Here is a 13,322-nt window from a genome sequence, read left to right as displayed (position 1 = left end):
TTTCAAATAGTGCTTAGGAGTGAATACATAATGGTGGAATCAAACAATGAATTACAAGTCGGAAGTATTGTAACAGGAACTGTTGTAAAAGTTGATGAAAAACAAGTTTTTGTTGATATTGGTTATAAGTCAGAAGGAGTTATACCAATTAGTGAGTTATCCCATCTTCATGTGGAAAATCCTGGTGATGTTGTAAAAGAGGGGGACGAACTAACATTACAAGTAAAGAAAATGGATGATGAAGAAGTTGTTTTATCGAAAAAAATGGTAGATGCAGAAAAAGCTTGGGAAGACCTACAGAAAAAATTTGATCAAAATGAAATATTTGAGACGGAAGTAAAGGAAATTGTAAAAGGCGGGCTAGTGGTCGATGTTGGTCTAAGGGGTTTCATACCAGCCTCTCTTGTGGAAGCATATTTTGTAGAAGATTTTTCAGATTATAAGAACAAAAAATTGCAAGTGAAAATTGTTGATTTAAATAAAGAACAAAATAGAATTATTCTGTCTCATCGTGCAGTTGTAGAGGAAGAAAAAGAGAAGAAGAAAGCTGAACTTTTAGAGTCATTGGAAGCAGGGCAAATAGTTGAAGGAACTGTACAACGAATAACTAATTTTGGTGCATTTGTAGATATTGGTGGAGTTGATGGCCTCGTACATATTTCTGAACTTGCTCATACACATGTCGATCAAGTATCGGATGTCTTATCAGAAGGCGATAAAATTAACGTCGAAGTTTTATCCGTGGATTTAGAAAATGAACGAATTTCATTATCGTATAAAAACACATTACCAGGTCCATGGTCAGGAATTGAAAATCGTATCAATCCTGGTGATAAGGTTGAAGGTGTTGTTAAACGTATTGTTAATTTCGGTGCCTTTGTTGAGATCGAAGACGGTGTAGAAGGTCTTGTGCATATTTCACAAATCGCTAACCGCCATATCGGAACTCCAGATGAGGTTTTAGAAGTTGGGCAGAAAATAGTTGCAAAAGTATTAGGTGTTGATGAAAATGAACAGCGAATTTCTTTAAGTATTAAAGAAGTCGAACAAGATAAAGAACAAGGTGAAATTGAACAATACGAACGCGAAGAAGACTCGTCAAGTTTTCAACTTGGAGATATGATTGGCGATAAATTAGATAAATATAAACAATAAAATGAACTAACATAGAGATTAGGACATAACTAAACAAGTAATTCTAATGAAGATAGTAAGCATAGAACGTTACTATTTCAATGATATGAATCTAATCTGAAGTTGAAGGATACTGTGCAGTAATGTAAAACTAGTAACAGCTTCGTTGATTTCCGACTCTGGGCAGTTCGCGCATCCTTAGGCACGGTGGTCTGCCTCTGAAGCAGAAAACCACTGCTTCTGAGTCGTCCGACGTACAGGATGTACAAGTGCAGACGAAGACATGAGACCGTGACGTTCTTAGTCTGCGTTCCCATGTTGCTTTTCCCACGACGCACAGGACGTGCAAGTGTCGGCGTTGGTCACAAATCTTTACGGTGGGACGAAAGCGTAGCTACAGTCCCAGGACGTGACCGCTTTTTGCCGACCAGGAGTCGACTGCCCTCCGACTCCAATCAACCATTAAGATAGTAGTAACAAATTGTGCAGAGCTGTTTACCAAGCACGCCCAGCGAAGGAAATACACGGAGACTCCTGCAGGAGGAAAGACCTAGGTGAGACAACTAAAGTCGCATAGCACAAGGAAGGCACATCAGCCGCCTGCGGAAAGCGCAGTGTATTTCCGTAGCGGTAGGACTAGTTGCTATTCGAACTTTACTCAACAGCTTATGGATAACAACCAATCGTAAATCCGAACTATCCCAAACTTTAATTGAAGAAGTTTGGATCATAGTTCGGATTTCTCTATGACCAAAACTCTTTTGTCCCTGTTTACCTTGGAGATGTATATTCAATCACTTTCTATTAAAAGTATAAAGCTTATTTAATTCATACATACTGTTATGATAGAAGGTGATGTAAATGAATGAAGAATTTCTTTTTTATTGGCTTATGTGGGTATTTTTTATTATCGTTTATTTTTTTATGGAGACTGGAAGGAAACGCACATTATTTTTGTTTTGGATATTAATAACAATTATCACTACAAATATGTTTTTAAACATCAATGGTGTTTCTGTTTCTATAGCTTTTTTATGCTTTTTATTAAGTGTAATCATTTTTTATGTAACCGATGTTTTTTCTATTTATAAAATGATCGCAACATTTCCAATTATGATAGGATATGTTTCTCTACTCATGTGGAAAAAAATAACACCAATCTGGTTTTTTATGCCTTCCTACTTTATGATACCGATCCTTAGTGTAGTTGTCATTTCGTTTCTTTTACAAAAACACTATGAACAGATAACTGCGGCGCTGGTAGGAATATCATTCGGTCAACTGATTTACGAAATGATTGTAATCAGTTATCGATTAAATAATATTATTGGAGAACAAGTATTTTTTATTCATATAAGTATTACAATACTGTTGCTTATCATCATACAATTTTTTCAGACATGTTTATTTATGATTTTAAATAAATTTCGGAGAAACATAGTATAAGTAGATAGAACTAAATTGTGATAACTTAACGACTTTGATAAAATGAATGAAGATTTCAATTAATTTAGGAAGGGATGTCCTTTCATGAAAAAAGCTACAGTAGCAATCGTGGGAAGACCTAATGTAGGAAAATCAACAATATTTAACCGTCTAATTGGAGAAAGGGTTTCCATCGTAGAAGATATACCCGGTGTGACACGCGATCGCATCTATGCAGAAGTTGAATGGTTGTCTACGCATTTTAATATTATTGATACTGGTGGAATTGAAATAACAGATGAACCTCTGTTATCAAAAATTAGACATCAAGCTGAGATTGCAATTGAAGAAGCTGACGTTATTATCTTTTTAGTTAATGGTAGAGACGGTGTAACAGCTGCTGATGAAGAAGTAGCAAAATTACTATATAGATCAAAGAAACCTACTATATTGGCTGTAAATAAAATAGATAATCCGGAAATGCGCGATCGAATTTATGAATTTTATGCACTTGGATTTGGAGATCCTTACCCAATTTCAGGAACTCATGGGTTAGGTTTAGGGGACTTATTAGATGAAGTAATTCGGCATTTCCCTAAGATGGATGATGAAAAAGCAGATGACGAAGCAATTTACTTTAGTGTTATTGGACGTCCAAATGTTGGTAAATCCTCTTTAGTAAATGCGATACTGAACGAAGAACGAGTTATTGTGAGTGACATTGAAGGAACAACAAGAGACGCTGTCGATACATTCATACATAAAGATAATCAAGATTTTGTTATTATCGATACAGCTGGAATTAGAAAACGAGGTAAAGTATACGAATCAACAGAGAAATATAGTGTTCTTCGGGCTTTAAAGGCGATTGATCGCTCAGATGTAGTACTCGTTGTTATTGATGCAGAAACAGGAATTCGTGAACAAGATAAAACTATTGCAGGATATGCTCATGATGCAGGAAGAGCGATTGTAATCGTAGTAAATAAATGGGATACAGTTGACCCAGGGGAAAAAGTGATGAAACAATTTGAAGAAGATATAAGAAATGAGTTTCCATTTTTGGACTATGCACCTATCGTCTTTTTATCTGCAAAAACGAAAAGACGCCTTCAAAGATTAATACCAATTATTAAACTTGTCAGCGAGAGTCACTCGAAGCGAATCCCAACAAATGTATTAAATGACGTTATTATGGATGCACTTGCTGTAAATCCAACACCTACAGTAAAGGGGAAACGACTAAAAGTACTATATACTACACAAGTTGCTGTGAAACCACCAACTTTTGTTGTGTTTGTTAATGACCCTGAAATAATGCATTTTTCTTTTAAACGTTTTATTGAAAATAGAATTAGAGAATCTTTTGGTTATACGGGTACACCTATAAAAATTATTGCTAGAAAAAGAAGTTAAAGGAGAATTGGTATGAGAAAAGTTGCAGTATTAGGTGCAGGCAGTTGGGGAACTGCCTTAGCTATCGTCTTGGCGGATAAAGGTTACGATGTCAGGTTATGGTCTCATCGAAAAGAACAGGTTGATGAAATCAATATTTCCCACACAAATAATCGATACCTGGACGTTAGTTTACCAAAGAAAATCACAGCTTATCAAGAACTTAAAGACGCAATAAATGAGGTTGAGGCAATTTGTTTTGTCGTTCCTTCAAGTGCAATTCGTGACGTTTGCAGATTAGTTCGAGATGATTTGCCAGAAGATGTCACAATCGTTCATGCTGCCAAAGGAATAGAACCTGAAACGTTTAAAAGAGTCTCAGAAATAATTGGTGAAGAAATCCCAACATATCAAACGGACGATATTGTCGTATTATCTGGTCCAAGCCATGCAGAAGAAGTTGCTCTACGTCACCCTACTACTGTAACAGTTGCCGCTAAAAATGAAAATAAAGCTAAATTTGTTCAAAACCTATTTATAAATGAAGCTTTTCGCGTTTATACGAGCTCGGATGTCATTGGGGTTGAACTTGGAGGTGCATTAAAAAATATTATTGCATTAGGGGCTGGGATATCGGATGGTCTCGGTTTTGGAGATAATGCTAAAGCAGCATTAATAACTAGAGGGTTAACGGAAATTACAAGACTTGGAACAGCAATGGGTGCAAAACCATTAACGTTTCTTGGTTTGTGTGGTGTTGGGGATTTAATTGTAACCTCTACAAGCGTTCACAGTAGAAATTGGCGAGCAGGTAATTTATTAGGGAAAGGTAACTCGTTAGACGAAGTATTAAGTAAAATGAATATGGTTGTGGAAGGGGTTAGAACAACAAAAGCAGCACATCAATTAAGTAAAAGTTTGAATGTAGATATGCCGATTACGAATGGTATTTATGATATTTTATTTAATGATAAAAAACCTAAAATTGTAGTTGAACAACTGATGAATCGGGATAAAAAACAAGAAATGGACGATTTTTCATCCGTAAATGATTCGTGATAAATAACATAAACATATTAAACTTTCCCTGCATATACTACTTTTGAGAACGCAGGGAGGGGAATGTATCTTGGATCAAAATGCAAAAAAAATAATGGAAGAAATTGAAGACAGATCAAATATTTCTATCGATGAAATATATAATATTGCACATGCTATTCAATATGATGACTTATCGGACGAAAAGACGATTAGGTATCTTGTTCGTCGTTTATCAAATCTAGCAAATCGACCAATTTCCAAAGATAAAGAAAATCAGATTGTACGTTCCATAATCAACAATGAAATTCCGTCATCAATGGAATCATTGCGACGATATTTTGATTAAAATCGTTTAAGATGGGCTAGAGAAGATACAATTTAAAAAACGTATGCATATTATAAAACGCAACAGTAAACTCAAATAGAGATGCTGGGTATTGTTTAGTCAGTCTGGAATGGCTTATTGTGAGTCATTCCAGTTTTTTATTTTTTAACATGGATAATGGGGGCATTTTTAAATACATCCAATATTTCATCGAAAAGGAAATTATATGGGTACTGTAAAACACTAATTTATTGATAGATTAAGGCTAAAGAGGAACAGAATACAGTATTAATTACGATGAATAATTGCAGGAGCCGGAGATCGCTACAAAAGCTGACCAAATAAAATTCAATTCTAGAACGTACTCTCTTAATCTGTGAATCGCTTGTCGCTTAGTGCTTTCCACAACTCGTATCTATCGTAAACGCAACGTAAGAGTTTAGTTTTTTGATTGATTTGATATAATGGATGAGGAAATAATAACTTTTAGATATCGGACAGGTGTAGGAGTGAAAAAATGAGTGCAGCAGAAATAAAAGAAATCATTTCTTTCGTAGGGATTGGACTCCTTATTTTGGCAATTGCTCTTATCCAATTAAGTAGAAGGAAATTGCAAGGAATTTTTAGTATAATTATTTCTATTCTAGCTTATATTTGTTTTATTACGGGTGGATTAATTGTTTTATTTATTGTTATAAGCGGACCAACTGGTTAAGGGGGCATCAATGTGAAAAATAAAGCATACATCGTATTTATCGGTCTATTAATAGTTGGTTTATTAACTGGCTGTTTATATCCACAAAATGAATTAGCTAAAAATCAAATCCCAAATGAAGCACAATTAGACATGGTTCAAACAGCAGTTTTGCAATATGTAGAAGAAACGAACGGATTAGTTCCGATAAAAACAAAATCGAGTGATGTTGATATTTATGAAAAATATTTGATTGATTTTTCTCTATTAATAGAACATCAATTGTTATCAGAAATACCTGGTACTGCTTACGAAAATGGTGGAGTATATCAATACATAATTGTGACACCAGAGGATGATCCAAGGGTAAAACTAATCGATTTAAGATTGACAGAAGAAATCAGGGCAATAAATGTTAAACTAGATATTTACCGTTCTAAAAACATTTATCCCCCTTTCGGTGAACAAATTGCTCCAGATCTTTATAAGTTAAATTATAAAAAATTAGGGTATAAATCAGAACCACACGTTATTAGTCCTTATTCAAATGAAAACTTACCACTCCTTATAGATACAGATGGTAAAATATATATTGACTATCGTATTGATCTTAAACAAGCCTTGGAAGAATTTGATCATACCTATCAAACAGGAGACGATATCAGGTCTATACTTACAGATCATTATCCATTCGTTCCAGCATATTCTTTACCGTATACGGTAGAAAATAATGAACCGGTTTTTTTAAATAAATAATTAGTCTAATTTCCCCCTTGTCGCATATGGTGTTACAAGGGGTTTTTCTATGGATTAAATACATAATGTTTATCATATTTCAAGTCATATTTTAATCGGACAACATCATAGACTTATATTAGTATCGGACTTATGGGGAAAATTTTGTTTGCTATTTGGAAGAGGAGGGAACCACTTGGATAAGATTGATATTTTTAAAGATATTTCTAAACGAACGAACGGGGATGTTTATTTAGGAATAGTTGGAGCTGTTAGAACAGGTAAATCAACTTTTATTAAACGTTTTATGGAATTAGTTGTTTTGCCAAATATCACAGAGGAAAATGATCGGATCCGTGCACATGATGAATTGCCTCAAAGTGCTGCTGGCAGGACGATTATGACAACAGAACCAAAATTTATTCCAAACCAAGCAGTATCAATCAATATTGAAGATGGATTAGATGTGAATGTTCGCCTTGTTGATTGTGTTGGATACGCAGTTGACGGAGCGAAAGGATTTGAGGATGAAGATGGTCCCAGGATGATTAATACCCCATGGTATGAGGATCCTATTCCATTTCATGATGCTGCAGAAATTGGAACGAGAAAAGTAATTCAGGAGCATTCAACTATCGGTATTGTAATTACAACAGATGGAACCATTGGGGATATACCTAGAGCTGATTATGTTGATGCAGAAACAAAAGTAATACATGAATTAAAGGAAGTTGGCAAACCGTTTATAATGATCGTTAATTCTGCCCGTCCTACAGATAAAGATACCGAATTGTTACGCCAGAAATTGACGGAAGAACATGATGTGCCGGTATTATGTATGAGTATTGAAACAATGAATGAACATGATGTATTTAATGTATTAAGAGAATCTTTATTTGAATTTCCAGTACTCGAAGTAAACGTCAATTTACCAAGCTGGGTAATGGTTTTACATGATAATCATTGGTTAAAACGCAATTATGAAGAAGCAATTCAAACGACAGTTAGAAATATTAAACGATTAAGAGATGTAAACAGTATCGTTAATGAATTTTCTGAATACGAATATATTGACCATGCGGAGATTTCGGGTATGGAAATGGGGGAAGGGATTGCAGAAATAGATTTATTTGCACCACAAAATCTATATGAAAATATTTTAAAAGAAATTGTTGGAGAAGAAATTCGAGGAAAAGATCATTTACTTGCATTAATGCAGGATTTTACACACGCTAAGCGAGAATATGACCAAATTGCCGGTGCATTGCAAATGGTTAAGCAAACCGGTTATGGTATTGCAGCTCCTTCTGTACAAGATATGGAGCTCGATGAACCAGAAATTATTAAGCAAGGATCTCGCTTTGGAGTTAGACTTAAAGCAGTAGCACCGTCCATCCATATGATTAAAGTGGAAGTGGAATCTGAATTTGCACCAATTATTGGAACAGAAAAGCAAAGTGAAGAACTCGTCAAATATTTAATGCAAGATTTTGAAGAAGATCCCCTATCGATTTGGAACTCAGATATTTTCGGACGCTCACTTAGTTCTATTGTGAGAGAAGGTATACAAGCAAAAATATCTTTAATGCCTGAAAATGCTAGATATAAATTAAAAGATACTCTAGAAAGAATTATTAATGAAGGATCAGGAGGATTAATAGCAATTATTTTATAACAGCTAATTTAGCTGTTTTTATTTGAAAATAATTTTTCTGGTTTTGAATGCTTAGGGAATGATAAAGTTCTATAGCTGTGGATAGGTTTCGTTGTAGGAATAGTCACGTCCAGATCCAGCGCCCAGCGGCTAGTGTGCTTCCTTCACCTCACGATTCGATAAAGAAGACTTGCTGATTGGCTTTAGACAGAGGCTTAGTCGCCCTTATGCCCTTGGGTGAAAGTCAACATCGACTCAATAGGTAAAGGAAGGCCGACTAACTACGGTCTTTGCGGCCAATGTCGGCATCCCCCTTTTGCAGGGGCATGTTTCCTTTATCTCCTAGGTTCAGTCCAGCACATACGCCGCTAAACGGGCGCTTGCGCTTTTCTTAAATTGGCGAAAGTTTCTTACTCTATTGATATGTGTTTTCGCCCTCTTTGCAAGAATCATTATTTCATAATACAATTTAATTAAATGAAATTTTTACAAAGAGAGGATTTTTAAGGTGAAAATAACTGTACTTGGTGGCGGAAGTGAAATTGGCGCTTCTTGTTTGCATATTCAGATGGGTGCTTCAAGTATCCTGATTGATGCGGGTATGCGCATGCATGGAGAAAATGTGCTCCCCATGTTTGGGATGCTGGAGGATCTGAGTAAACCTGATGTAATTCTCGTAACTCATGCCCATGCGGATCATATTGGGGCTTTGCCAGTGGTGCATACATTGTATCCAGATGTTCCAATTTATGCAACGCCACCAACTGCCGATTTAATGCAAATTATGATGAAGGATTCTTATAAAATATTAACAGAGCAAACTCGGCAAACTCAATCACTCATGCCATATACGGAAGAAGAAGTAACAAATCTTTTACAAAAGATTTTAATTTTCCCTGCAAAAGGTGTCATCCAAGTAGGAGACATGAAAATAACGGCTTATAGAGCGGGACATATCATTGGAGCTGTTATGTTTTTCATTGAAACGAATGAGGAAAGTCTACTTGTTACTGGAGACATATCATTTGGCGGTTCAAGAACTATTCCAGGAGCCAAAGTCCCACAAAATATTCGTCCTGACGTGGTGGTTATGGAATCCACATATGGTAATCGTCTGCACACGGATCGTAATACAGAGGAAAAACGTCTAGCAGAAAATGTTGCTGCTACCGTTGAAAATGGCGGATTTTCCTTAATTCCAGCCTTTGCTCTAGGACGTGCGCAGGAAGTACTCCTGATTTTACAAGATTATATGAATAAAGGCTTAATTCCAACCTTTCCAATATATGTAGATGGCTTGGTAACACCAGTAAGCCGAGTTTACAGAAGTTACCCTCATTATCTAAAAGGACCTGTTGCCCATCGGATTCGAACGAGTGGGGATGCATTTTTAACGGAAGGACGTTGTATTGCTGTAAAAGCACAAGATCGGAAGGAAATTATAAGTGGAAAACCAGCATGTATCGTTGCCTCGTCAGGAATGTTGACAGGAGGAGCAAGCGCTTGGTATGCGAAACAGCTGGTATCGGATCCAAAGCATGCAGTCTTTATTACTGGTTACCAGGATGAAGAAAGCCCTGGCAGAAAATTGCTTGCCCTTGCTGAAGGAACCGAGCATAGCCTTGAAATTGATGGTACTACGTATGAAGTAAACTGTCGCATTGATAAATTTGGTTTATCTGCCCATGCAGATGCGAATGAAATGACTCGCTTTATCGAAACTCTGAAACCAACTTATACCATGCTTGTCCATGGAGACGATGATGCCAGATCTTCATTATCAACGAAGATTCACCCTAGGTTTAACCCGATATTAGTCGAAAATGGTGAAACCTATCCATTCAAAAAACGTAAAGAGGGAAAGGGGATTATTGGAAAAAGATACAAAACAAATCCAGAACAGGATTTACTAAGAAGAAAAATTGGACAAGTGCTGCTTTATAAAAAAGATGGTAAATCTACGTTTAAGTTTGGTCTTTGCCAAAATGTACATCCAAAGACAGCCACTTTTTTTTGTGAAACGCCAAAGGGCAAGGTAGATCGAGTGGAAGCAAGCCAAGTAGTTGAATCACTTGGTACGTGGAATTTATCGATTGAGATGTTTCAAAAGGTGGCAACAGAGGTGCTTTCCTTTAGTCGTCCATATGTTAAGGATGTTAATTGGGAGCTTGTACCAGAATATACGCTTTCGTTACAGGAAATTTTCCGCTTTCTAAATGTGATAAAAGAAACAACACAATTTTCGATTGCTTTAGCATTACAGAGTATTCCTGAAACTTACCGTCATACGGATCCTGAAGGTACAATTGGATATAAATTAGATGACGGTATCCGTTTTAGATTGAGCAACCTTGATTTACCTATTCAAGGATTGAAGATGAATCCCAACCAAGCAATGGATATCGTCCGCACCTATTTCACTGATGACGCTCGTTTCTTGCGCTGCGGTGTTCAACAGTTGGGAACAGAAGATGAACATATCTTGTTGTCCTTCCAATTCCCGGATGCTTTTTCTATTGAGGAACGGAAGCAAATAAGAGATCTCTTGAAAGAGCAAACTGGATGGGACATCGACTTTTCAGAATCTGTTCGACATGAAGCATTTCAACCATTGCTACAATCATTACTTGGAGAATATGTTGAAATGCCATCTGTTCATGTGAATGAACAGATGGTTGTTACAAAACAAAAGAAGCCAGAAAATGGCACCGAAATAGCAAAAAAATTTCATGACATGACAGGGTTTACGTTACATTTTGCAGAAGAAGAGATGGAAAGACAATTCCAAGCAGACGAAAGTCAGTATTTCGGAACTAAATCGAATGTAGAGCCAATGGAAATTAATCAGGCGATTGCTACAGCAAAAAGTTTTGCAAAAGAACATGGGGCTATTCTTTATAAAGCGAGTAGGAAGCAATGGGACGGAAAACTAGTTATGGAGTTGCATTTTATTTCGCCTGAGGTTGCTGAAAATTATAGAGAAATGATGCAGGAACTAAGTGAACGAATTGGTATGGATGTGACATTTGCCAAACAGCCTAAGCAAAATGAAATTATTCGAATAACTAAGGAAATGATACCAGCTACATGGAAAATGAGTAAAAATCCGTCATTGCACATGGACAAGTCAGAGGTGTCTGTCAAACTATCTACGGAACCAGGAGCGGAAGAATGGGAAGAAGTGGCATCTGTGATTAAGGAGCGTACAGGATATGATTTGTTAATGCGAAAAATATAAATTATCGGATATTCTCTGATTCTAGAAGGAAGGAAAAAACCGGGTCAAACTTTGCCCGGTTTTTTGTGCTTAAAAATCAAAATATTGTGATGAAATAATTACGGCAAAGGTCACGTCTGTACATGATTTTTGCTATTTTTTTGTAAAAATGGTGCATTATTTTAAAGCCTATTAAAAAAGTTGAAAAAAAAACGTACAAAATCACTATTATATGTTGAATTTTATGATAAAGTCAGTTAGTATAAGCTTTATCATCAGTTTATTGCCAAATGAAGTATAAAAAACGGCAAATTGGTGAACAAATGGGAATAGCTTTATAATTTGTTTATAAACAAATTATATTTTTTGGGAGGAGGTGAATGTCATGAATAAAACAGATTTAATCAATGCTGTAGCTGAGAAGAGTGAATTATCCAAAAAGGATGCTGCAAAAGCAGTTGATGCTGTATTTGAATCTGTCATGGATTCACTTAAAGATGGAGAAAAAGTTCAAATTATCGGATTTGGTAATTTTGAAGTACGTGAACGTTCTGCCCGTAAAGGTCGCAATCCTCAAACGGGTGAAGAAATTGAAATTCCTGCAAGTAAAGTTCCGGCATTCAAAGCTGGTAAAGCTCTAAAAGAAGCTGTAAAAAGCTAATTTTACATAGAGCAACAAAAAATTAGGGTGCGTCCTACAACGTGCCCTTTTTTATTTTGTTACGATACCAATACCATCCTTGGGGCAGAAATAATTGACCTCTTTCTATAATTATTGACTTTGTTGAGGAAATAAGTGATAGTTAGTAGGAATTAATCAAAATTCATATTCTAAATATCCATTCTCGCTTCATGATTATAAATTATGCTATACTATTAGTAATGATTGCATGAAAGGGCATAGGTGGTAGGCGTGCACATATTGAGTAAAGAAACAAATCAATTAAAACATATGATCGAGAATAAAATAAGTCATTCATATGTGGAAAAATATATTCAGAAGCCCTTAATTGATTATGATAAATTATATATTTTACATTATCTTTATAAGGATCTTGAAATTTCATCTACTAAAAAACAGCATTATATGACAACGATTATGCTCGTGCAAATTGCTTTAGATACACATGAATTAGTTCCTAGCAGGAATTCGAATAATATGGATAATATCGAAAAGCAACTATCAGTCCTAGCAGGGGATTATTATAGTGGATTATATTATATGCTATTGTCTGAGATAGAAGATATTGATATGATACGAATATTAGCGATAGCAATAAAAGAAATTAATGAAAAAAAGATGATATTATTTTATGAAAATGTTCAAACAATCGATGAATTGGTAGACACTATCAGAGATATTGAATCTCTCCTGTTTACAGAAGTTACATCATTTCTTAAGGATAAATATGAACTCATTCCAATTATTAAAGAATTATTACTAATCAATAGACTTAAGAAAGAGAAAGAAAAGATCGAAATGAATCAATATTCTCCTATTGAAGATTACTTAAGAAAGTATTCACTAAATGCGGACTATGGTTCTGTGCTAACTGAACTTGAGGATAAGATAGATTTAAGGGAGCGAACATTGGATAAACTAACATCTGCTTTACCTTACAGATTCGGATCATTCAAAAATATGATTACAAATAATATTAAATTATCTTACAATACGTCAATAGCGGAAGAAGGGTAATGC

General features: G+C 35.5%; 11 protein-coding genes. All 11 read left to right on the top strand.

Annotation, left to right across the window (positions count from 1 at the left end; translation table 11 throughout):
* Positions 1 to 30: 30 nt before the first annotated feature.
* The 11 genes from rpsA (at position 31) to SPD89_RS00285 (ending at position 13,319) form a co-directional block, all read left to right on the top strand.
* The gene (rpsA, locus tag SPD89_RS00335; RefSeq protein WP_336259953.1) at positions 31 to 1,155 is read left to right on the top strand and encodes a 30S ribosomal protein S1; all 1,125 of its coding nucleotides are present in this window, start codon (positions 31 to 33) and stop codon (positions 1,153 to 1,155) included.
* Between the two features lie 840 nt (positions 1,156 to 1,995).
* Positions 1,996 to 2,580: a YphA family membrane protein gene (locus SPD89_RS00330; protein WP_336259952.1), complete on the top strand. Its 585-nt coding sequence runs from the start codon at positions 1,996 to 1,998 to the stop codon at positions 2,578 to 2,580.
* 84 nt (positions 2,581 to 2,664) lie between these two features.
* Positions 2,665 to 3,975 (top strand): ribosome biogenesis GTPase Der, encoded by a 1,311-nt coding sequence (gene der / locus SPD89_RS00325; RefSeq protein ID WP_336259951.1) that lies wholly within the window; start codon positions 2,665 to 2,667, stop codon positions 3,973 to 3,975.
* A 12-nt stretch (positions 3,976 to 3,987) separates the two neighbouring features.
* Positions 3,988 to 5,013 carry an NAD(P)H-dependent glycerol-3-phosphate dehydrogenase gene (locus SPD89_RS00320; RefSeq protein ID WP_336259950.1) on the top strand — a complete coding sequence of 342 codons (1,026 nt, stop codon included), beginning with the start codon at positions 3,988 to 3,990 and terminating at the stop codon, positions 5,011 to 5,013.
* Between the two features lie 70 nt (positions 5,014 to 5,083).
* Positions 5,084 to 5,341 carry a stage VI sporulation protein F gene (locus SPD89_RS00315; RefSeq protein WP_336259949.1) on the top strand — a complete coding sequence of 86 codons (258 nt, stop codon included), beginning with the start codon at positions 5,084 to 5,086 and terminating at the stop codon, positions 5,339 to 5,341.
* Positions 5,342 to 5,837: 496 nt separating this feature from the next.
* On the top strand, positions 5,838 to 6,035 hold the full coding sequence (locus SPD89_RS00310; RefSeq protein ID WP_336259948.1) for a DUF2768 domain-containing protein: 198 nt from the start codon (positions 5,838 to 5,840) through the stop codon (positions 6,033 to 6,035).
* Between the two features lie 12 nt (positions 6,036 to 6,047).
* The gene (locus tag SPD89_RS00305) at positions 6,048 to 6,770 is read left to right on the top strand and encodes a hypothetical protein (protein WP_336259947.1); all 723 of its coding nucleotides are present in this window, start codon (positions 6,048 to 6,050) and stop codon (positions 6,768 to 6,770) included.
* A 175-nt stretch (positions 6,771 to 6,945) separates the two neighbouring features.
* Positions 6,946 to 8,424 (top strand): stage IV sporulation protein A, encoded by a 1,479-nt coding sequence (gene spoIVA, locus SPD89_RS00300; RefSeq protein ID WP_336259946.1) that lies wholly within the window; start codon positions 6,946 to 6,948, stop codon positions 8,422 to 8,424.
* Between the two features lie 487 nt (positions 8,425 to 8,911).
* Complete coding sequence (locus SPD89_RS00295) at positions 8,912 to 11,641, top strand: MBL fold metallo-hydrolase (RefSeq protein ID WP_336259945.1); 2,730 nt, start codon at positions 8,912 to 8,914, stop codon at positions 11,639 to 11,641.
* 364 nt (positions 11,642 to 12,005) lie between these two features.
* Positions 12,006 to 12,281, top strand: a complete 276-nt coding sequence (locus SPD89_RS00290) for an HU family DNA-binding protein (RefSeq protein WP_336259944.1) — start codon at positions 12,006 to 12,008, stop codon at positions 12,279 to 12,281.
* A 261-nt stretch (positions 12,282 to 12,542) separates the two neighbouring features.
* Positions 12,543 to 13,319, top strand: a complete 777-nt coding sequence (locus tag SPD89_RS00285) for a heptaprenyl diphosphate synthase component 1 (RefSeq protein ID WP_336259943.1) — start codon at positions 12,543 to 12,545, stop codon at positions 13,317 to 13,319.
* Positions 13,320 to 13,322 lie beyond the last annotated feature (3 nt).

Source organism: Pseudogracilibacillus sp. SO30301A (assembly GCF_037072025.1).
Taxonomy (GTDB): Bacteria; Bacillota; Bacilli; order Bacillales; family Amphibacillaceae; genus Pseudogracilibacillus.
This window is presented reverse-complemented; position numbering and strand designations above follow the sequence as displayed.